This window comes from Agathobaculum sp., assembly GCF_022775115.1.
Classification (GTDB): domain Bacteria; phylum Bacillota; class Clostridia; order Oscillospirales; family Butyricicoccaceae; genus Agathobaculum.
On the sequence record NZ_JALFLA010000016.1, the window covers coordinates 18,130 to 38,615 of the forward strand.

Annotated in this window: 16 protein-coding genes; 3 read left to right on the plus strand and 13 right to left on the minus strand. The window is 59.6% G+C overall.

Going from position 1 to position 20,486, the window contains the following annotated elements; translation table 11 throughout:
* Positions 1–3: 3 nt before the first annotated feature.
* The 11 genes from MR935_RS02060 to MR935_RS02110 all read right to left on the minus strand — a co-directional run bounded on the left by MR935_RS02060 (position 4) and on the right by MR935_RS02110 (position 12,818).
* Positions 4–1,365 carry a DUF1254 domain-containing protein gene (locus tag MR935_RS02060; RefSeq protein ID WP_290570599.1) on the minus strand — a complete coding sequence of 454 codons (1,362 nt, stop codon included), beginning with the start codon at positions 1,363–1,365 and terminating at the stop codon, positions 4–6.
* Positions 1,366–1,633: 268 nt separating this feature from the next.
* Complete coding sequence (locus MR935_RS02065) at positions 1,634–2,809, minus strand: M20 metallopeptidase family protein (protein ID WP_290570600.1); 1,176 nt, start codon at positions 2,807–2,809, stop codon at positions 1,634–1,636.
* A 39-nt stretch (positions 2,810–2,848) separates the two neighbouring features.
* Positions 2,849–4,249: an FAD-binding oxidoreductase gene (locus MR935_RS02070; protein ID WP_320766979.1), complete on the minus strand. Its 1,401-nt coding sequence runs from the start codon at positions 4,247–4,249 to the stop codon at positions 2,849–2,851.
* A gap of 81 nt (positions 4,250–4,330) precedes the next feature.
* A complete protein-coding gene (locus MR935_RS02075; RefSeq protein ID WP_290570602.1) occupies positions 4,331–5,227 on the minus strand; it encodes a MetQ/NlpA family ABC transporter substrate-binding protein in 897 nt (298 codons plus the stop codon).
* 24 nt (positions 5,228–5,251) lie between these two features.
* The gene (locus tag MR935_RS02080) at positions 5,252–6,211 is read right to left on the minus strand and encodes an L-lactate dehydrogenase (RefSeq protein ID WP_290570603.1); all 960 of its coding nucleotides are present in this window, start codon (positions 6,209–6,211) and stop codon (positions 5,252–5,254) included.
* Between the two features lie 15 nt (positions 6,212–6,226).
* Positions 6,227–6,907, minus strand: a complete 681-nt coding sequence (locus MR935_RS02085; RefSeq protein ID WP_290570605.1) for a methionine ABC transporter permease — start codon at positions 6,905–6,907, stop codon at positions 6,227–6,229.
* On the minus strand, positions 6,888–7,934 hold the full coding sequence (locus MR935_RS02090; protein ID WP_290570607.1) for a methionine ABC transporter ATP-binding protein: 1,047 nt from the start codon (positions 7,932–7,934) through the stop codon (positions 6,888–6,890). Before MR935_RS02090 ends, MR935_RS02085 begins: the two co-directional genes overlap by 20 nt.
* Positions 7,935–8,483: 549 nt before the next feature.
* The gene (gene iolE / locus MR935_RS02095) at positions 8,484–9,410 is read right to left on the minus strand and encodes a myo-inosose-2 dehydratase (protein ID WP_290570644.1); all 927 of its coding nucleotides are present in this window, start codon (positions 9,408–9,410) and stop codon (positions 8,484–8,486) included.
* Between the two features lie 225 nt (positions 9,411–9,635).
* Positions 9,636–10,808 carry an NAD(P)-dependent malic enzyme gene (locus tag MR935_RS02100; protein WP_290570609.1) on the minus strand — a complete coding sequence of 391 codons (1,173 nt, stop codon included), beginning with the start codon at positions 10,806–10,808 and terminating at the stop codon, positions 9,636–9,638.
* Between the two features lie 178 nt (positions 10,809–10,986).
* Complete coding sequence (locus MR935_RS02105; protein WP_290570611.1) at positions 10,987–11,952, minus strand: transketolase family protein; 966 nt, start codon at positions 11,950–11,952, stop codon at positions 10,987–10,989.
* A 14-nt stretch (positions 11,953–11,966) separates the two neighbouring features.
* A complete protein-coding gene (locus MR935_RS02110) occupies positions 11,967–12,818 on the minus strand; it encodes a transketolase (RefSeq protein ID WP_290570613.1) in 852 nt (283 codons plus the stop codon).
* 515 nt (positions 12,819–13,333) lie between these two features.
* Between MR935_RS02110 and MR935_RS02115 the strand changes: the two genes are divergently transcribed.
* Positions 13,334–14,086, plus strand: coding sequence for a DeoR/GlpR family DNA-binding transcription regulator (locus MR935_RS02115; RefSeq protein ID WP_290570614.1), 753 nt, complete (start codon positions 13,334–13,336; stop codon positions 14,084–14,086).
* Positions 14,087–14,163: 77 nt separating this feature from the next.
* Here MR935_RS02115 and MR935_RS02120 read toward each other — a convergent pair whose 3' ends face one another.
* The gene (locus tag MR935_RS02120; RefSeq protein ID WP_290570615.1) at positions 14,164–15,045 is read right to left on the minus strand and encodes a helix-turn-helix transcriptional regulator; all 882 of its coding nucleotides are present in this window, start codon (positions 15,043–15,045) and stop codon (positions 14,164–14,166) included.
* A 233-nt stretch (positions 15,046–15,278) separates the two neighbouring features.
* Here MR935_RS02120 and MR935_RS02125 point away from each other — a divergent pair, with 233 nt between their 5' ends.
* Both MR935_RS02125 and iolD read left to right on the plus strand, forming a co-directional pair.
* Entirely contained in the window at positions 15,279–16,085 is an 807-nt protein-coding gene (locus tag MR935_RS02125; protein ID WP_290570617.1) for a 5-deoxy-glucuronate isomerase, read from the plus strand.
* A gap of 132 nt (positions 16,086–16,217) precedes the next feature.
* Positions 16,218–18,179 carry a 3D-(3,5/4)-trihydroxycyclohexane-1,2-dione acylhydrolase (decyclizing) gene (gene iolD / locus MR935_RS02130; RefSeq protein WP_290570645.1) on the plus strand — a complete coding sequence of 654 codons (1,962 nt, stop codon included), beginning with the start codon at positions 16,218–16,220 and terminating at the stop codon, positions 18,177–18,179.
* Between the two features lie 436 nt (positions 18,180–18,615).
* On the opposite strand, the gene aspS is transcribed toward iolD, so the two are convergent.
* Positions 18,616–20,430 (minus strand): aspartate--tRNA ligase, encoded by a 1,815-nt coding sequence (aspS, locus tag MR935_RS02135; RefSeq protein WP_290570619.1) that lies wholly within the window; start codon positions 20,428–20,430, stop codon positions 18,616–18,618.
* Positions 20,431–20,486: the final 56 nt, after the last annotated feature.

Genomic DNA, 20,486 nt, shown 5'->3' on the forward strand with positions numbered 1-20,486 from the left:
CTATCATGCGATAACACGGATCACGGGCGGCTGCCAGTTCTCAAGAGCGGCCATATCCGGGGTGTAAATACGCATGTACAGATGAAATGCATCGCCGGAAACGGGTAGCCAATTGGATATATCCTCAGGCTGGTCCTTGGCGAGGATGATATCGAGCGTGCCATCCTCGTTGAGCATGAAATTCGAGCGGTCATTGACGCAATAGCGGTCGATGGGATTGTCGATGAGAAAATCATCGCTGCCGTAGGCCGTTACCGACCAGAAGCCGCCCTCCATGGTGGGAGGCAAGGTGTCAAAGTGCATCACATAGGCCTTTTCCCCGGTCAGCACAGCGCCGGTATCATCCACATTGGTCTTAGGGTAAACCGCCACGTCGATGGTATTTGCGCCCAGCCCGGCCAGCGCCACCATAGCGCGGTAGGCGTATTCCGTGCCGAAATCACCGATGGGCGCGTCGTAGTATACCCATTGCCCGAGCTGCACGGTATAGCCGGCGCTTGCGGCCACCAACGTCTCGCGTATCTGCCGCAGCATATCTGTCCAGCTTGCGGCAGTATCCCCGGTGAAAACGCCTGTGTCAAACTCCATGCCGGGGCCTACGTTGAGCGCGGCGAATTTCTCCAGCACCTCTGCATCGGCCGCGGCCGGGGGATTGGCCAGCATCAGCGCATTGGCTGTGTCAAAGAAGGTCTTTGGATCCATGGAAAGCACTTTTTCCACGGGAACGAAGTCATTTTCTGCGTCATAAGTACCCTTGGGCGCTGTGTATTCGCCGCCCTGCTCATAGGCCGACAGAGGCATCAGCTTCATCTCTTGCTGAATGGCATACACATTGGGAAGATCCTCCTGCCCGGACAGCACGATGCGGGCGATGAACCACGCCATAGCCGTGGGTACATCTACCCGGGTCACGCCGTCGGGCAATGCTCCCTCCCAATCCGAAAGGGTAAAAGCGTAAACGCCCGCCCGGTCAAGCACGGCAACGGTATTGGTCCATGCATCCAGAATCTGTACGTTGAAGAAGCGGTCGGTCTCCGGCATGACATACACCATAGGCTCGGCGCTTATATCAAGCCACGCCTGCGTATAGACGGTATCGACATTGGGCGTTACGACGGTGCGGAACTGCGCATCCGCCAGCTTTTGCGCATGGATAAACTGATTAACGGGTGCGCGGCTGGTGACAGGCGTCTCAGTGTTGGTCGATACAGTCTTTGTGGCATCCATGATGACAAGCGGGAAAGCATAGGTATACGCCTCGCTGACCAGCGCCCAGACATCGTCAGGCTTCGCGCCCGTCTCGTCCCTGCCACAGGATGACAGCAGCATGATTGCCGTTATCAAAAGAGCGAAACATCTTTTCATATTGACCTCCCTGTGTTCTATTGGCAATTGCTTTTTCGGGATAGATGCCCGCCGCATACTGAAAATACCGCCAAACACGCGATTGATGCACGGAGCAGCCACCTTTTTATTTATTATACATATCGATGATTTGCATGTCAATAAACTGTGTCTAAAACAACAGTAAAGCGGTGCGAAACAACAAACGAGCCGGTCAAAAGCGCGCACGAATGGTCTCAGCGAGCCGCGCGGCGTTTTTTGCAAATAAAAAGAGATTAGGAAAAAACTCCTAATCTCTCAGTTGAGATAGCGCGTACCCGGCGTAAAGCCCCGCGCCCAGCACGAGCGCCTGCTCGTCAATGTCAAAACCGCCGTTGTGGCTGGACAGCAGCGTGGCCGGGATGTCGGGATTGCTCGTACCCACATATGCATAAGCGCCCGGGGCATGCAGCAGAAATTCGGCAAAGTTGTCCCCGCTCATGGACAGCTCGCGGTCGGTCACGACCCGTCCACCACCCCATAGCGCTTCGGCGACCGCAGCTACCTCACCGCACACCTGCCCGTCGTTGATGAGCGGCGCCGTAAAGTCCGTCCACATAACCTCGACCGTACCGCCATACGTCTCAGCGATGTGCCGGGCAGTGCTTGTGACTTGCTCGCGCAGCGCCTGCCGCCGCTCCTGCGAGACTGTGCGGATCGTTCCCTCCATCTCGGCGAACGCAGCCACCGCGTTATAAGCCGTGCCCGCGTTCAGCTTGCCCACGCCGAGGATGACCGGCTCGGTCGGCGCGGTCAGCCGGGATACCAGCGCCTGCAAGGCCACCACGATATGGCTTGCGATATACAAAGCATCCACCCCAAGCTGCGGCGCAGCGACATGCGCCGATTTGCCCTTGACCGAGAGCGCAAAATGGTCAACCGAGGCATTATTCAAGCCGGGTGTCAGGCCGACCGTGCCGATGGACAAATCGGGCGCGACATGCAGCCCGAAAACCCGCTTCACGCCGTCGAGCGCCCCGGCCTCGACAAAGGGCTTGGCGCCCTGCCCGATCTCCTCGGCGGGTTGGAAGATCAGCCGCACCTCACCCCCGAACTCCGCCCGGTGCGCCGCCAGCAGGCGCGCCGCGCCCAGCAGACAGGCCGTGTGTACATCGTGGCCGCAGGCGTGCATCACGCCCGGATTGACCGAGCAATAGGCCGCCTCCCCCGTCTCCTGAATAGGCAGCGCGTCGATATCCGCCCGCAGGGCGACCACGCCCTGCCCCGCGCCGCTGCCCCGCAGCGTACCCAGTACACCGGTCTCACCCACGCGGGTATGCGGGATGCCGGCGCGGTCAAGCTCCTCCTCGATCCGCGCCGCCGTCCTGAACTCGCGCAGCCCCAGCTCAGGATGCCGGTGGAACTCCCTGCGCAACGCGGTCAGGTACGACCGCTCCCGCTCGCATTCCTCTTTGATGTTCAACATGGCTTTTTTACCTCCATCTGCGTTTACCGCGCCCAGTGGTCAATCCAGCGCGCCGTCCCGCGCTGTGATATACGATTTCTGATCGTTCAGAATGTGCAGCGGGTCAAGTGCGTCCTTGATGCGGTTCATCACCATGATATTTTCCGCCGGTGTTTCCCGCAACAGATACGGCCGCTTGGCAAGGCCGATGCCGTGCTCGCCCGAAGCCACGCCGCCCATCTGATACGCCTTGGCGTAAGCTATCTCCATATTTTTGCGCAGCTCCCGCTCCCAAGTCTGCTCGTCCCGGTCGCCGCGCAGCATACACAGGTGAACGTTGCCGTCTCCCGCATGGCCGAAGCTGAGCATCCGCATACCCGAGGACTGCTCGAGCGCGTTGATAAAGCCGATAAATGCCGCAGTCTGGCTGATCGGCACGACGATATCGACCGGCTCCTGCTCAGACACCGCCTCAACCGCCTTGACCAGCGCGCCGCGCACCCGCCAGATATCCGCTGCCTGCCCGGGGTCGCTCAGCACGATGTAGTCAGCCGCGCCGCCCGCCAGCGCGAGCTTGCGCACCCGCTCGACGTTGTCATCGACCTCGCCGCGGTGGCCGTCAAAGGTCAGCAGGATGTATGAGCCAGCCGCGGGGCAGGGATAGCGCACGCCGGAGAATTCCTCGCCCAGCGCGACGATCTTGCGCTCCATAAACTCAACGGCAGTCGGGTTGGCATCCGCCCGCAGGATGGTCAGCACGCTGCGGATGCCGGTATCCAGATCGGGATAGGGCACAAGCACGCTGACGGAAGTCTCCGGCTTCGGCAGCAGCCGCAGCAGGCATTGGGTGATGACCGCGAGCGTGCCCTCCGAGCCGATCAGCAGCTGCTTTAAGGGCAGGCCGCTGGCGTCCTTGACCTGCTTGCCGCCCACGCGCAGCACCGTGCCGTCGGCCAGCACGACCTCCAGCCCCCGCACATAGTCCCGGGTGACGCCGTATTTGACCGCCCGCATCCCGCCGGCGTTGGTGCTGATGTTGCCGCCGATCGTCGATGCCTTCTCGCCCGGATCAGGCGGGTAAAAAAATCCCTCCCCCTCCACATAGGCCTGCACATCCTGCAAAAGCACCCCCGGCTCGACCGTGATGGTCATGGTGTTGCGGTCGAGCGCGAGGATGCGGTTCATCCGCGAAAGGTCAAGAATGATACCGCCATGCACCGGCACGGTCGAGCCGACCAGATTGGTGCCCGCGCCCCGCGGCGTGACCGGGATGCGGTTTATACTCGCGTAGCGCAGCACAGCGCTGACCTCCTCGGTGGACAGCGCGAACACCAGCGCCTCTGCGTCACCCCGCAGCCGCCCCAGCGCGTCGCTGCCGTATTCGACGGGGATAGCGCTGTCAAAAAGCAGGCGGCTCTCGTCGGTGATGATGCGGCGCAGCGCCTGTCTGTCCATTCCCATGGTACACTCCTCCTTATCAGGCGAGCCGCCGACGCTCCCCGCCATGGGGAACGGCCGGCGGCTCAGTTCACATATTTCCGATTACTTGGCCAGCAGGTTCTGGTCCCAGCCTACCTTGATGAAATAGCCGCCGTAGGTCTCATTGAACACCTTCTCAGTCTCCGGGGACTGGAAGGCTTTGACTACTTTCTCATAGACCGCAGCCTTGTTCGCGTCCTGCAGATCAGCCGAGCGCGCGGCGACCAGATTCCAGTATTCCTCCACATCGAGCACGGTGTCCTTGTAAATCGCCTCCTCGGTCTTCAGGCCGAAGTCGAGCGCGTAGTTGCCGTTTACCACAGCGGCGGTCACGTCCGCCAGCGTCGAGGGGATGACATTGGCCTTGAGCTCCTCGATCTTAATGCCGACGTTGTAGGTCTCGATGTCGTCCAACGTCGGGTTGAAAGCCGCGCCCTCGCGCAGCGTGATCAGACCCGCGGCCTCAAGCACCTTGAGCGCACGGCCGCCGTTGGTCAGATCGTCCGGGATGGCCACGGTGTCGCCGTCCTTCAGCTCCTCGACCGACCCGACCTTACTCGAATAGAGGTTGAGCGGGATGATGAAGGTGTTGCCGATGTTTTCGATCGCATAACCGTAGTTTTCGATCTCGCTTTCCAGATAGATGCGGTGCTGGAAGGCGTTGAGGTCGATCTCGCCGTTGGCCAGCGCGTTATTCGGCGTTACATAGTCCGAAAACTGCACGATCTGGAGGTCAACGCCCTCATCCTTCAGCGCCTGCTGCGCGGGCGCCCACAGCTCCTCATAAATGCTGCCCACCACGCCGAGCTTGACGGTGACGGTCTCGCCAGCCGGTGCACCAGACTCAGCGGGCGCACCGTTCGTGCCGGCATTTGTGCCGCCATTCGAGCCGCAGGCGGAAAGCGCCAGCGTCAGCGCGGTCGCGGACAGGGCAAACGGGATAATTTTCCTCAGCTTCATGATAACATTCCTCCAAATTATTGTTTATAAGGTGAGTGATAACTGATAATTTTCGTTCATCGTTTTGCAGGAAGCGTCAAACTGCGCCTGCTCCGTGGGAGTCAGCTGCAATTCGATGATATCGGCAACGCCGTTTCGGTTCAGCAGGGCCGGTACGCTGGCGTACACGTCCTGCCAGCCGTATGCGCCGTCCAGCCGGACAGACACCGGCAGCACACGGTTTTCATCGTGGAAAATAGCGCGCACCACCTCGGCGATCGATGCGCCGATACCGAACTCAGTCGATCCCTTGCCGCCCAGAATGACCCAGCCGCCGCGCCGTCCCTCATCCGCGAGGGCTTGCAGGTCAAGGCTGCCGTAGGTATCCGGCCGCTCCGCCTGCAGCTGGGACAGCGGCTTGCCGCCGATGGTGACGGCCGACCACGCGACCATCTGGCTTTCGCCATGCTCGCCCAGCGCATAGGCCGAGATGGATTTCTGGTCAACGCCGGTCGCCTCGGCTATCGCGCGGCGCAGGCGGGCGGAGTCCAGCGTGGTGCTGGTGGACAGGATGCGCCGGGGCGGCCAGTTCAGCCGATGCTGGATGTAATGCGTGACCACGTCGGCGGGATTGGATATGTTCAAAATAATGCCGGCAAAGCCGGACATTCGGATGCCCTCGGTCACGTCCTTCATGATGGCGATGGTCTGCCGGAGGGTGTCCATCCGGGTCTGCCCCTTACTCATATCGGGCAGCGGCCCCGCAGCCACGATCAACAGCTGGGCATCATCCGCGTCGCTGTATGAGCCTGCCCATACCTTTGCCCGGCTGGGCAGGTAATTGGTGGCGTCGGCAAGGTCAAGCGCCTGCGCCTTTGCCTTATCACGGTCAACATCAATATAGACGATCTCCTCGGCCAAGCCCTGTGAGAGAAGGGCATATCCGGCATGTGAGCCTACATGCCCTGCCCCGATGATGACGATTTTACGGTTTTGCAGTTCCATATTTGTGCGCGCTCCTCAATGCGTATTTTTCTTGACCACTTGGCTGCCGATCCACTCCATGATGCACACGAGGATGACCAGCACGAATACCGTTACATTGGTCACGTCGGTCATGTTGCGGTCATGCCCGTAGCGGATGGCAAAATCGCCCAGACCGCCCGCGCCCACCACGCCCGCCATGGCGGTCAGGTTGAGTAGGCTGATCGCCGTGATCGTCGTGCCCCGGGCGATGGCCGCCACGCTTTCCTTTAAGTAAACGCGGAAGATGATCTCCATCGGGCTTGAGCCCATGGACAGCGCCGCTTCGACCAAGCCGGGGTCAAGCTCGGCCAGCGCGCTCTCCACCTGCCGGGTGAAGAAAGGCGCCGCGCCGAACACCAGCGGGACGATCGCGCCCCGGACATAGATGGCCGTGCCCATGATAGCGCGGGACACCGGCATGACCCAAGTCAGCAGAATAATGAACGGAATCGAGCGAAACAAGCTGATAAGGATATCCAGTGCCCGGTAAACTACCCGGTTTTCCAGAATAGCACCCGGCCGGGTGACAGTGATGAGCACGCCCAGTATCAAGCCTAGAACAAAGGAGATGATGCCCGACCACACCACCATGAGCAGCGTATCACCGATGGCGGCATAAAAGTCCGGCAGCTTGGCCATGACGTTGGGAAACCAGTTAGTAAGCAGCTCTTGCATCTTTTATCACCTCCACGCCTACGTTTTTTTCGATCAGATATTCCATTGCCTTTGTGATTTGCTGCCGCTCGCCGCTAATAATAGCCACCGTGCCGCCGATCGGTGCGTCCTGCACAATGGCGACATCCGCGAAGATGATATCCAGCGTGATGTTGAACTTTTGCGACACGGTCGAAATCAGCGGCTCGGAGACGTTACGCTGCACATAGGACAGCCGAACGATCAGCTCGCCGGGCTGCAGCCGCACCACGGGTGAATCCTCCGCAATCAGCTCCTCAATTTTTTGGAGGTTGGAGGTCGTATGGATGAAGTTTCTGGTGATCTCCTGCCGGGGGTCGGCAAACACGCTGAACACCTCGCCCTGCTCGACCACCCGGCCGTGCTCCATCACGGCCACGCGGTTGCAGACCTCCTTGACGACCGCCATCTCATGGGTGATGATGACGATGGTGATGCCAAGCTCCTCATTGAGCCGCTTGAGCAACCGCAGGATAGCCTTTGTCGTCTGGGGATCGAGCGCCGAGGTCGCCTCGTCGCACAGCAGCACGCTGGGGTCGTTGGCCAGCGCCCGCGCGATAGCGACGCGCTGCTTCTGCCCACCGGAAAGCTGGCTGGGGTAGAAGGCCGCCTTGTCGCCAATATCGACCAGCTCGAGCAGCTTGTGCACCTTGTCGGCAATCTCCTGCTTGCTCAGCCCGCTGCCGCGCAGCGGATAGGCCACGTTGCTGAACACCGTGCGGGAGGGCATCAGATTGAAGTGCTGGAAGATCATGCCGATCTTTTTGCGCGCCTGCCGCAGCTCCTTGGGCGCGAGGGCGGTCATTTCTTTGCCGTCGACCGTCACAGTGCCCGCGGTGGGCCGCTCGAGCAGATTGATGCACCGCACGAGCGTGGACTTTCCGGCTCCTGAAAAGCCGATGATCCCAAATATCTCTCCCTTTTCGATCGAGAGCGAAACATCGCGGACGGCGTGGACCTGTCGCTGTCCGGTTCCAAAGGTTTTGGACACCTGTGCAAGTTCGATCAAAGCAATTCCTCCTTCAAACGCAAAAAAGCGGAAAGCCCACGGCTTCCCGCTTCAGGATGGTCGGCATTTTGAGATGGCGCGCAGCGTCAGGTCAAATTGGTGCGTATCCGTTCCTGTATTTACCGGGTAGGCGACAAGTGAGCATGAAAAAACATGGGCATCATCATGTCCATACAACCCAGCATTCGATAATCGAGAGAATACATGTCACCTGCTCCTTTCCGTTAACACTCTTTTCATATGGGTATAATACCATTCTATTTTCCCTGTGTCAACAAATAATTACAAAGCTCGACAACTCTTGTCAGCTTACCCAAAAGCTGTAAGTCTGCATTCCGCGTTTTGAAACAATTTGTTGCAGCCGCGTCTATTTCCCCGGCCATATTGGCGGTAGCCAGCCTGACAAGCCAAAGCGACCGCTCTCCTCTCCCCCCTGCTGCTAGGCGCACCTGCGCTGCCATAATGCGGACAAATAAACCGCCCCGACTTGTACAGCCAGTACAGGTCGGGGCGGCACGGTTTACCAAACGGCAGCCGTTATGTATGCACTTATTTCAGCACGACCTCGCCGCCAAGGCCGGTGTGCGCAGTGATGTACTCGCGTCCCATCTTGGCGTACTCGTACGGATTGGCCTTGGCCGGGTCCTGCTCGGCCTCGACCATGATCCAGCCGGTGTAACCGGCCTTGTCCAGCAGGTCGAACACCTTGTCAAACTCGACGCAGCCATCCGGGTCACCCGGCACGGTGAACGCGCCCTCGCGCACGGCCTTGAGGAACGACCAGTCCTCGGCCTTTACCTTGTCGACGATCGGCATACGCATGTTCTTCAGATGCACATGGCCGACGCGGTCGGCAAACTTCTCCAGCATAGCGACCGGGTCTTCGCCCGCAAAGGTGAAGTGACCGGTGTCAAAGCACAGGAACACATACTTGGGGTCGGTGTTCTCCATCAGGCGGGTGGTTTCCTCCACCGTCTGGCAGACTGTGCCCATATGGTGGTGGAAGCAGGTGCGGATGCCGTACTTCTCCAGCGACAGCTTGCCCAGCTTGTTCATGCCGTCGCAGAAGCGCGTCCACTCCTCATCGGTCAGCACGCGCTTATCCTTGAGGATACGCTTGTCAAGCATACCCTGGATCGAGCCGGACTGCTCAGATACGTTGATCGCGGTCGCGCCGACATAGGAGAGGTAGTCCAGCTCCTTGATAAATTCGGCCTCGACCTCCTCATACGGCTTATCTACAAGGAACGAGGAGAACCATTTGGACGCGATGGTCATGTTGCGCACATCGAGCATGTGCTTGAGGACTTTCTTGTCCTCCGGGTATTTGTGGCCGACCTCGCAGCCGTCAAAGCCGGCCAGCTTCATCTCTGAGATACACTGCTGGAAAGTGTTCTCGTCACCCAGATCCCACATATCGTCGTTGGACCAGCCAATGGGGCAGATGCCCAGTCTTACTTTCTTCGGATCTAACATCATTCGTTCCCTCCGTTTTGTTCTCTTTCACGCTATATCAAGCGTGCTGCTGCTTTTATTGTACTCAAACGAAGCGTAAAAGTCAAATCTCATTTTGCACAGAAAAATGCTGTGCAAAACGCCAAAACCGCATTTTGCACAGCCGTTCCGCACGCAAAACCGTGCTTTTTTTGCGCACCTTGCCAAAGGCTCTGCGGTGGGCGGCAGACAGCGTCCGCCACGCCCTCAAAGTCGCGCCACGCCCGAATCGCGCGCGGCCTGCGCGACCGCCTCCGCGACCGCGCGGACGACCCTTTTGTCAAACGCCACCGGCATGATGTACGCCGCGTCCAGCTCCTCGTCGGACACGCAGGCCGCGATCGCCTTGGCGGCAGCGAGCTTCATCGCCTCGTTGATGTCGCTCGCGCGCACGTCCAGCGCGCCGCGGAAGATGCCCGGAAAGGCAAGCACGTTGTTTATCTGGTTGGGATAGTCCGAACGGCCGGTGCCGACGACCGCCGCACCGCCCTTTTTCGCGTCCTCCGGCCAAATCTCAGGCACAGGATTGGCCATGGCGAACACCATCGGATCACGCGCCATGGTGGCGACCATCTCGCTTGTCAGCACCTGCGGAGCACTCATACCAAAGAACACATCCGCGCCCTTGACGGCGTCGGCCAGCGTGCCGGTCATGCGGCCGGGGTTGGTACACTGCGCCATCTCCTCCTGCGCAGAATTAAGGCGCTCGTCGCCCGCGCACACGATGCCGAAGCGCTCGACCATGATGATATCCCGCACGCCGAGCAGCATCAGGAACTTGGTCACCGCGATCGCCGCCGCGCCGCAGCCGTTTACGACCAGCTTAATGTCCTCCACCCTGCGCCCGGTCAGGCGGCAGGCGTTGAGCAGCGCCGCGCCGCAGCAGACGGCAGTGCCGTGCTGGTCGTCATGGAACACCGGGATATCACAGACCTCTTTCAAGCGGCGCTCGATCTCAAAACAGCGCGGCGCGGCGATATCCTCCAGATTGATGCCGCCGAACGAGCCTGCGAGCAGCGAGATGGTGCGCACGATCTCATCGACATTCTTGGAGCGAATGCACAGCGGAAAGGCGTCAACATCGGCAAACGCCTTAAACAGCGCGCACTTGCCCTCCATCACCGGCATACCGGCCTCGGGGCCGATATCGCCCAGCCCCAGCACGGCCGTGCCATCCGTAACGACCGCGACCAGATTGTGGCGGCGGGTGTAGCGGTAGCTCAGGCTCGGGTCGTCCCGAATCTGCAGGCACGGCTCGGCCACGCCGGGCGTGTAGGCGATCGACAGCTCCTCCTTGCTGCCGACCTCACAGCGCGCGATGACCTCGATCTTACCGCCCCACTGCTCATGCGCCCGAAGCGCGCGTTCTTTCAGCTCCATCCGTTCTTCCTCCATCGGTATAAATTCTATCAACAGTATACCGCAAAACGCCGCGCTTGCAAAGGGCAAAAAACACCGAAAGCTGTCCTGCCACCCTTACGGATGGAAAAAGACCGCCCTCCGAAAAGAGAGCGGTCTATCAGCCGTTTTTCGCGTGTTTTCGTGTGCGGCAGGCTATTTACTTGCGGGCGATGGCCTTCTTGGCCGCCGCGACGATATCGGCGGCGGTCAGGTTGTACTCCTCGCGCAGGAAGGACTCCGCGCCCACCTGACCAAAGCGGTCGAGCACGCCCACCATCTCCACCGGTACCGGGTGCGTCTTGACCAGACAATTGGCAACAACGCTGCCCAAACCGCAGCCGACCTGATGGTTCTCCGCCGTGACGACACAGCCGCACGCGGCCGCGCAGGACTTGACCAACTCCTCATCCAGCGGCTTCCATGTAAACATATCCACGACCGTCGCCGCGATGCCCTCCGCGCGGAGCGCCTCCTCGGCCTTGAGCGCCTCGTCCACCATGATGCCCGAAGCGATGATGGCAACGTCCTTACCCTCGCGCAGCGTAACACCCTTGCCGATCTCGAAATCCGAGCCGTCCGCATAAACCGGGGTAAAGCCCTTGCGGATCAGGCGGGTATAGGAGAACTGCTCCGACGCGGCCAGCTTATGGGTCAGGCAGCTGAGCATGGCGTAGTCGGTCGGGTCGATAACGACCGCGCCCGGGATGGACAGATACAGCGCCATATCCTCAAACGGCATATGGGTGCCGCCGTTATACGCGGCGCACACGCCGGGGTCAGAGCCGATAACATGCACCGGCAGCTTGGCGTAAGCGGCCGACATAAAGGCCTGATCGAACGCGCGGCGGGAGGCGAACGGACCGAACGAGTGCATGAATACGGTCTTGCCGGTGGCGCACAGGCCGGCGGCAACGCCCATGGCGTTGGCCTCGGCGATACCGGCGTTGAAAACGTTATGCGGGAACTCCTTTGCCAGCTTGCCGACATTGCTGCAGCCCTCAAGGTCGCAGTCGATATGGATAACAGGCTGACCCGCGGCCATCATATCACGCAGCGCGTTCACATACGCGTCGCGCATCGCGCGGGAATCCTTTTCGTGTTTGCCAATCACAGTAACGCTCATTTGCATACCCTCCCTTACTTTGCCTGCACGGCGGCAAGCGCCGCCTCGGCGGCTTTGATCGCTTCATCCCACTGCTCGGCAGTCGGCTGCGACGAGTGTGCACCCGAGGGCTCCGCAAAGGTCGCGCCCTTGCCCTTAACGGTGTTCAAAACGATGCAGGTAGGGCTGCCGGTGTTGGCATAGGCCGCCTGAACAGCATCATAGATCTGCTCCACATCGTTGCCGTCGGCCACGTCGATCACGTTCCAGCCGAACGCATCGAACTTGGCGGCAAGCCCCTTGCCGTGGCTCATTACTTCCTCACAGGTGCCGTCGAGCTGACGCTTGTTGAAGTCGACAAAGCAAATCAGGTGGTCAAGCTTATAGTGCGCGGCAAACTGCGCCGCCTCCCAGACCTGTCCCTCGTCGGCCTCGCCGTCGCCGCAGAAGACAAAAACATGGTTGTCGCGGCCGTCGAGCTTGTTGCCGAGCGCGGCGCCGGTGGCAGTAGACATGCCCTGACCGAGCGAGCCGGTGGTCAGGTCGACGCCGGGGGTCTGCAGCCGGTCGGTGTGGGAGGGGAAATGGGTGTGCGGCTTATTGAGGGTATACGCCTGCTCCAACGGGTAAAAGCCCTTCAGGCCAAGGGTGGCGTACATCGCCGGGCCTGCGTGTCCCTTGGACATGACGCACCAGTCGCGCTCCGCCCAGCGGGGGTTCTTCGGATCGACCTTCATCACATCGCCGTAGAGCACTGCCAGCGCCTCCACGACAGACATCGAGCCACCCACATGGCCAAATCCCAGCGAGCCGATCGTCTTGAGCGTTTCAAGACGGATCTGTGCTGCGAAAACGCGAAGCTCGTGCATTTTTTCTGCTTTCTGCATTTGCATACACCTGCCTAAATCAAAAATATTTTCTTTCCACGGAACAGGTTCCGGCGCACGTCGGCTGCCGGCTGCTGTTTTCGAATACAGTGTACCACCAAACCACCCAGATTTCAACCAATATTCATGCATTTGTTAACAAAAATTTGCCTGTCGATTTGGCTCTTCCGGAAAAGTCAACAAAAAAACCAGTATGAAAGCAGAAAAATTGTTTGTTATGTCTTGGTTTCTTTTTTGTTGTTTTATGGTGCATTTCACCTTGCCGTGCCGCCGGAACACCGCCCGCGCCCCGCGACTCCGCCAATATTTTTTCAAGCGCATTTCAAAACCATCTTTTTTTCGCCGCATAAATCCTTCTCTCTGTGCGATACCACCGATATCCGCAACTTTTCCTTCGGCGGAGAGGCATTTTCAATATTTCCGGACAGTAGACAATCCTGCTGAAATTTGCTAAAATAACAAAAAACCATTGCCCAACGCACGCAATGCGCCTTGAGCACAGAGGATATGAGAAGATGAAAGTCAGCCGTTTGAATTCGATCGAACAATATGTCATCTCGCGCGAGACCGTCAGCATCGACGAGCTGTGCGAGGTTTTTGGTGTCTCAAAAAATACTATCCGCCGTGACCTGAACGAGCTGGAGATGCGCGGCCACATCACCAAGGTATACGGCGGTGTGACCGCCTCCGTGCCCACCGGCGCGGTGCCGACGCCCATCCGTTCCGGCCTAAACCCCGCGGACAAATCGGTCATCGGTCGCATGGCTGCCGAATTTGTCGACAACGGCGACACCATTTTCATCGACTCCGGCACGACCACACTGTGCCTGCTGCGCTATCTGGCCGCGAAAAAGCGCATCACCATCATCACACATTCGCTCGGCGCGCTGTCCGAATCGGCCAAATACGAAAACCTCAACCTGATCTCGCTCGGCGGCATTTACAGCCCGACGACCGACTCCTTTGTCGGCCTGTCAACCATTGAGGCCCTCTCGTCCATGCGGATCAACAAGGCCTTTATGGGCGCGACCGGCGTTTCGCTTACCGCGGGCATGACCAACACCACCTTTTTAGAGGCCGAGATCAAGCGCGCGGTCGTCCATCGGGCCGACAACATCTACGGCATGGCGGACTCCTCCAAGATCGGCAAGGAGGCCATCGTCACTTTCTGCCACCTCAAGGATCTGACCGGCTTTATCACCGACCGCGAGCCGCCGCGGGAGTACGTTGACCTGTGCCATAAGGAGCATGTGCTGCTGCGCTTTTAATGAATACCGTCTGCACTGGGAAACCGCGGTTTTTCAGCGTACTGCAAGGGCTTCCTTTTTGGGAAGCCCTTTTTCCGCTATGCAATGCCCGCCTTGCGGTAATGGGAGGGCGAAACGCCGTATACCGCGCGAAAGCGCTTGATAAAGTAGCTGAAATTGTCAAAGCCGACGCTAAAGCCGACCTCCATCACCGGCAGGTCGCTCTCCCGCAGCAGGCGCGCGGCCTGCTCAATGCGCAGCGAATTGATATGCTGCACCAGCGTGCGGCCAAAATTCTCCCGAAAGAAGCTGCTGAAATACTGCGGCGACAGGCCGAACCGTGCGGCCACGCCCGGCAGCGTGAGCGGCTCGGCAAAATGCTCGCTCAGATAGGCGACGATCTCCTTGAGTTGGCGCGCCTTGTAGTCCGCGCCCGGACGCGCCTTGCGCCCCTCCAGCAAGCCGTGCTCGGCACACACCGCAACGATGCCGAGCAGCGCGGCCTTGACCGCCAGCTGATAGCCGGGTGCGCGCGCAAGACAGGCACGCATGATCTGCGCGAGCAGCGCGCGCACCTCAGCCTGCCCCGGCCGGCCGACACGCAGGGCGGTAGCAAAGCGAAGCCGCCCCGCCGCAAGCGGCGCAAGCAGCTCGCTCTCAGCCTGATCGGCGCGGGCGAACTGCAGGAAATCCGCCGCGAACACAAAGGAGTGGAACTGGTTTTCCCGCCCGGCAGCGCGGATCTCGTGCAGCTCCTCGGCTGCGGCAAAGAATACATCGCCATGCACCCCCTCGTACACCTGATCGGCAATGGTGATCCCGACCCGGCCCGCATCGACCGTGATGATCTCCATCTCGGGATGCCAGTGATACGGGATGAAGTCACTGTCGTCCGCCTCGCTGCCGTCCAACGCCGGGTATATCTGAAAGGGAAACGCCGAGGTGCCGTGCTCGCGCCTTTCCCGCCGTGCAGCATCCATGTCCCATCCTCCATTTTCCTTAAAATCGTGTTATTGTTCATGAAGATATTGCAAGCATTCTTACGTTTATATGATATAATTATAGTGCGATTAGGCAAATGCTGCAAGTACAAAAGTGAAAAATATCGTATTTTTGTTGTATCATTTGCCCCAAAGCGCGGATCGGTTTTTGTGTAATATGCCAGCCTTTACTGCGCGCCGCGCAAAAAAATCTACCAGCGGAGGGAAACAGTATGTACATGGATAAGCAGGTCGTGCGCGGATACAACGAATATATCCGTCTCGACCAAGGCATTGGCAAGGATGCCATGATGGACGTTGCGCTCCTTGTGATGGAGTCCGGCGACACCTACACCATCAACGAGGCCGAAAAGGAGGTCGCCGTCCTCGTGTTCGACGGCAAGTGCACCCTGAAGTGGGAGGATGACTCTTACGAGGTCGACCGTCCCAATCCGTTCGATTACAATCCGTCCTGCCTGCACGTCTGCAAGGGTGTGCGGATCGAGATCACCGCGCACGGCCCCTGCAACATTTTCGTGCAGAAAACCGTAAACGACAAGACCTTCGCCAGCAAGATGCACACGCCCGAGGAGACCGACACGTGGGCGCGCGGCAGCAACGGCGAGCTGATGGGCTGCATCAAGCGCGATGTGCGCACCTGCTTCGATTTGGACAATGCGCCCGAATCCAACATGGTGCTGGGCGAGGTCGTCATGCTGCCGGGCAAGTGGTCGTCCTATCCGCCGCACCACCACCCCCAGCCCGAGGTCTACTTCTTCCGCTATGACCGGCCGCAGGGCTTCGGCGCAGGCTGGGCCAACGGCGAGATATATGAGACCCGCCACAACGGCCTTGCAATCATCACCGACAAGATGCACGCGCAGGTCGCGGCGCCGGGCTATGCCTGCTGCTACGCTTGGGGCATCCGTCACCTGCCGGGCGACCCGTGGGACAAGACCCGCATCGACGATGAGGAGCACGAGTGGCTGCTGGCGGATGACGCTAACGACCACATCTGGCACTGCCCGACCGGCAACTGACCGCCGCTCCCCCTATTATGCAGAAAAGCGCCGCGACCGCCCTGCCCCGCCCGTGCGGGCGCGAAGGCGCGCGTCCGGCGCACCGTAAGAGAAACCATCTGTGATTTTGGAGGTATGCTTTCTATGAAACACATGGAAACCGTTCGCCTGACGGCTTCGCAGGCACTCGTCCGCTTCCTTGAGAACCAGTATGTCAGCTACATCGACATGGACGGCAACGAGGTAGAGCAAAAATTCGTCAAGGGCATCTTCATGCTGCCCGGCCACGGCAATGTTGTCGGCTTTTGCAACGGCATTGAGCAGGAGCTGAAGGACATGGTCGTCTATCAGGGCAAGAACGAGCAGGGTATGGCGCTGGCCGCGGTCGGCTTTGCCAAGCAGATGCGCCGCAAGCAGATCTTTGCCGCCACCTCGTCCGTCGGCCCCGGCGCGTGCAACATGGTCACCGCCGCCGCGACCGCGACCGCCAACAACATCCCCGTGCTGATCCTGCCGGGCGACATTTACGCCTCCCGCCAGCCCGACCCGGTGCTCCAGCAGATGGAGCAGCCGCACAACCTGTCCATCTCGGCGCACGACGCATTCCAAGCCGTCACCAAGTACTGGGGACGCATCAACCGCCCGGAGCAGATCATGACCGACATGATCTCGGCCATGCGTGTGCTGACCGATACCGCCAACACCGGCGCGGTCGCTATTTCGCTGCCGCAAGACGTGCAGGCCGAGGCGTATGACTATCCGGTCGACTTCTTCCAGAAGCGTGTTTGGCGCATCGACCGCCGCCCGGCGACCAAGTACGCCGTTGAAAAAGCGGTCGAGGTCATCAAAAACGCCAAGAAGCCGCTCCTCATCTGCGGTGGCGGCGTGCGCTACGCCGAGGCGCATAAGGTCTTCCGGCAGTTTGCCGAGGATTTCGGTATCGCCTTTGGCGAGACGCAGGCGGGCAAGAGCGCCATCGAGTGGACGCACCCGCTCAACCTCGGCGGTCTGGGTACGACGGGCGGCATCGCTGCCAACAAGCTCGCGCATGAGGCCGATGTTGTCATCGGTGTCGGCACACGCTATACCGACTTTACCACCGCCTCGAAGTGGCTGTACCGCACGGATGCCAAGTTTGTCAACATCAACCCCTCCGAGTTCCAAGCGTACAAGATGGATGCCACCCCGGTCGTGGCTGACGCCAACGAGGCGCTCTCCGCCATTGCGGATGAGCTGAAAAAGTGCGGCTACCACACGGATGACGCTTATGCCGCCTCGGTTGCCGCCTACCGCAAGGAGTGGTGGAGCGAGGTCGAGCGTCTGGACAACTGCAAGTATACCGGCGCGGACTCCTTTACACCCGAGGTAAACGATGCCAACCGCGCGTGTGTGGAAAAGTTCATCGCGGACACCGGCTGCGACCTGTGCCAGACGACCGTGCTGGGCTGCATCAACCACGAGATCGACGATGATGCGATCGTGTGTGCAGCGGCCGGCTCGCTGCCGGGCGATATGCAGAGTCTGTGGCGCGCCCGCAAGATCAACACCTACCACATGGAGTACGGTTACTCCTGCATGGGTTACGAGATCGCTTCCGCGCTCGGTGCCAAGCTCGCTTGCCCAGAGCAAGAGGTATATGCAATGTGCGGCGATGGCTCGTTCGACATGCTGCACTCCGAGCTGATCACCTCGGTGCAGATCGGCAAGAAGATCAACGTCATGCTGTTTGACAACGCCTCCTTCGGCTGCATCAACAATCTGGAGGTCGGTCAGGGCAATGCCTGCATCTGCACGGAAAAGAATATGCTCGCAGAGGGTGTGACCAACGGCATCCACACGGGCAAGGTCATGCTGATCGACTACGCTGCCGTCGGCGCAGCCTATGGCTGCAAGACCTACACGGTCAAGACCATCGACGAGCTGAAGGCTGCCATCGCGGACGCGAAAAAGCAGACCGTTTCGACGCTGATCGACATTAAGGTCATGCCCAAGACCATGTCCAAGGGCTATGAAAACTGGTGGCGCGTCGGCGTGGCCGAGGTATCGACCAAGCCCGAGGTGCAGGCTGCCCGCAAGGCGATCGAGGAGCACCTGTACGAAGCACGCCACTATTGATCCTGTCGGCTTCAACCGCATAATGATCCAGCAAAACAGCAAAGCATCCGTATGGTCACGACCATACGGATGCTTTTTTTATGTACAGCCACCCCCGGCAGGCACACAGAAGTGTGGCTGTTCGCTCTTAAAGCTTTTCTCACTTGCCCCGGTCAACGGAGAATCTTTTGCTGTTAACCTTTTGTTGTAAACGTCTATATTGCAGTATAGCAAGCATGAGGAATGCAATAAACCCAACCTAAAATCTGGAATACCAAATATTCTCGAATCCGATTCCTGGGAGCAAATCAAAAATGTGTAATACGAATGCACCGCACAAAGCTAATACAATGAGAAGCAGCACCCCCAGCGCAATGTATTTCCCTCCAATTTTTCGCTCTGCTTACCGCCCTGCTATTCATGATTCACCATAGCACGGTGTGCATACAGCGGTGAGTCACGCCTGCCCGTCTGCCTCCGCCGCGCGGGTGACCGCAATGGACAGTTCATCGAGCTGCTTGTCATCCACCGTGTCCGGGCAAGACATCATCAGGTCGCTTGCGTTTTGCACCTTGGGGAAAGCGATCACATCGCGGATGGAATCCAGCCCGGCCAGCAGCATGCACAGCCGGTCGAGGCCGTAGGCAAGGCCGCCATGCGGGGGCGCGCCGTAGGAAAACGCGGTGATGAGGTGGCCGAATTGCTCCTTGGCCTGCTCCTCGGTGAAACCGAGCGCGCGGAACATGCGCGTCTGCAAAGCAGGGTCGTGGATACGGATCGAGCCGCCGCCCAGCTCACAGCCATTGAGGATGATATCATACGCCTTAGCGCGCACCTTCTGCGGCTCGCTCTCAAGCAGCGCGATATCCTCGTCCATCGGCGCGGTAAAGGGATGGTGCTTGGCGACCAGTCGGTCCTCCTCCTCGCTGTACTCAAACTGAGGGAACTCGGTCACCCACAGCAGGCGAAAATCGTCCTTTTTAGCAAGGCCGAGCCGCTTGGCCATCTCACAGCGCAGCGCGCCGAGCGATTGCAGCACCACGCCCTCAGATGCATCCGCCACGACGAACAGCACATCGTTCTCCTGCATACCGGTGCGCGCCTTGATAGCCGCAAGCTCCTCGTCGGTCAGAAACTTGGCAAAGGAGGAGGTCATCGTGCCGTCCTCTGCAAGCTTCATCCATGCAAGCCCCTTGGCACGGTAGGTCTTGACGAAATCGGCCAGCTTGTCGATCTCCTTACGGGGGAACCGGTCGGCATAGCCGTTAATGTTGATGCAGCGCACCGTGCCGCCAGCCTCGACCGCGCCCTTGAACACACCAAAGCCGCAGTTCGCCGCGATATCCGAAATATCGCACAGCTCAAAGCCAAAGCGCACGTCCGGCTTGTCCGAGCCGAAGCGATCCATCGCCTCGCGCCAAGTCAGGCGCGGCAGCGGCAGCGGCACGTCGATATCGAGCACTTCCTTGAACACGCGCTGCAAAAAGCCCTCATTGACAGCAATCACGTCATCCTGCTCGACAAAGGACATCTCAAGGTCGATTTGGGTGAACTCCGGCTGGCGGTCGGCGCGCAGATCTTCATCGCGGAAGCAGCGGGTGATCTGGATATAGCGGTCAAGGCCGGCCAGCATCAGCAACTGCTTATACTGCTGCGGAGACTGCGGCAGCGCGTAAAACTTGCCCGGATGCACGCGGCTGGGCACCAGATAGTCGCGCGCGCCCTCGGGCGTGGACTTGGTCAGCATGGGTGTTTCGATCTCCAAAAAGCCGTGCTCGTCAAAATAGTTGCGCGCGATCTGGGTGACGCGATGGCGTAGCATCAGGTTGCGCTGCATGGACGGGCGGCGCAGGTCGAGGTAGCGGTATTTCAGGCGAATCTGGTCGCCGACCTCCTTGCCGTCGTCTATTTCAAAGGGGGTGGTCTCTGCCTTGGAGAGAATGCGGAGTTCCTCGGCCACGATCTCGACCTCACCCGTCGGCATCTTGCTGTTGACTGCCGCCGCGTCGCGCGCGGTCAGGCGGCCACGCACAGCCACCACGAACTCCGTGCGGCAGGTGAATGCGATATCGAACAGCGCCTTGTTGACCGACTTGTCAAAGGTACATTGCACGATGCCCGCGCGGTCGCGCACAAGCAGAAAAAGCACGCCGCCATTGTCGCGCACGCGGTCGACCCAGCCGTTTACCGTCACCGTTTTGCCCGCATCGGCCAGCCGCAGCTCGCCGCATAAATGCGAGCGCTTCATGCCCGCGATAGAGGTGTTATTCATCATTGATCCGTCCTTATTTCGAGTTTTTATATCCATATTGCCGCATTCGCGGCGCC

Bases quoted from the DNA above. Each gene is read 5' to 3' on its own strand.
- MR935_RS02060 (WP_290570599.1), bottom strand. From the start codon at position 1,365: ATGAAAAGATGTTTCGCTCTTTTGATAACGGCAATCATGCTGCTGTCA.
- MR935_RS02070 (WP_320766979.1), bottom strand. From the start codon at position 4,249: ATGGGAATGGACAGACAGGCGCTGCGCCGCATCATCACCGACGAGAGC.
- MR935_RS02085 (WP_290570605.1), bottom strand. From the start codon at position 6,907: ATGCAAGAGCTGCTTACTAACTGGTTTCCCAACGTCATGGCCAAGCTG.
- iolE (WP_290570644.1), bottom strand. From the start codon at position 9,410: ATGTTAGATCCGAAGAAAGTAAGACTGGGCATCTGCCCCATTGGCTGG.
- MR935_RS02075 (WP_290570602.1), bottom strand. From the start codon at position 5,227: ATGAAGCTGAGGAAAATTATCCCGTTTGCCCTGTCCGCGACCGCGCTG.
- MR935_RS02115 (WP_290570614.1), top strand. From the start codon at position 13,334: ATGAAAGTCAGCCGTTTGAATTCGATCGAACAATATGTCATCTCGCGC.
- MR935_RS02065 (WP_290570600.1), bottom strand. From the start codon at position 2,809: ATGTTGAACATCAAAGAGGAATGCGAGCGGGAGCGGTCGTACCTGACC.
- MR935_RS02120 (WP_290570615.1), bottom strand. From the start codon at position 15,045: ATGGATGCTGCACGGCGGGAAAGGCGCGAGCACGGCACCTCGGCGTTT.
- MR935_RS02100 (WP_290570609.1), bottom strand. From the start codon at position 10,808: ATGGAGCTGAAAGAACGCGCGCTTCGGGCGCATGAGCAGTGGGGCGGT.
- MR935_RS02125 (WP_290570617.1), top strand. From the start codon at position 15,279: ATGTACATGGATAAGCAGGTCGTGCGCGGATACAACGAATATATCCGT.
- MR935_RS02105 (WP_290570611.1), bottom strand. From the start codon at position 11,952: ATGAGCGTTACTGTGATTGGCAAACACGAAAAGGATTCCCGCGCGATG.
- iolD (WP_290570645.1), top strand. From the start codon at position 16,218: ATGGAAACCGTTCGCCTGACGGCTTCGCAGGCACTCGTCCGCTTCCTT.
- MR935_RS02110 (WP_290570613.1), bottom strand. From the start codon at position 12,818: ATGCAGAAAGCAGAAAAAATGCACGAGCTTCGCGTTTTCGCAGCACAG.
- aspS (WP_290570619.1), bottom strand. From the start codon at position 20,430: ATGAATAACACCTCTATCGCGGGCATGAAGCGCTCGCATTTATGCGGC.
- MR935_RS02080 (WP_290570603.1), bottom strand. From the start codon at position 6,211: ATGGAACTGCAAAACCGTAAAATCGTCATCATCGGGGCAGGGCATGTA.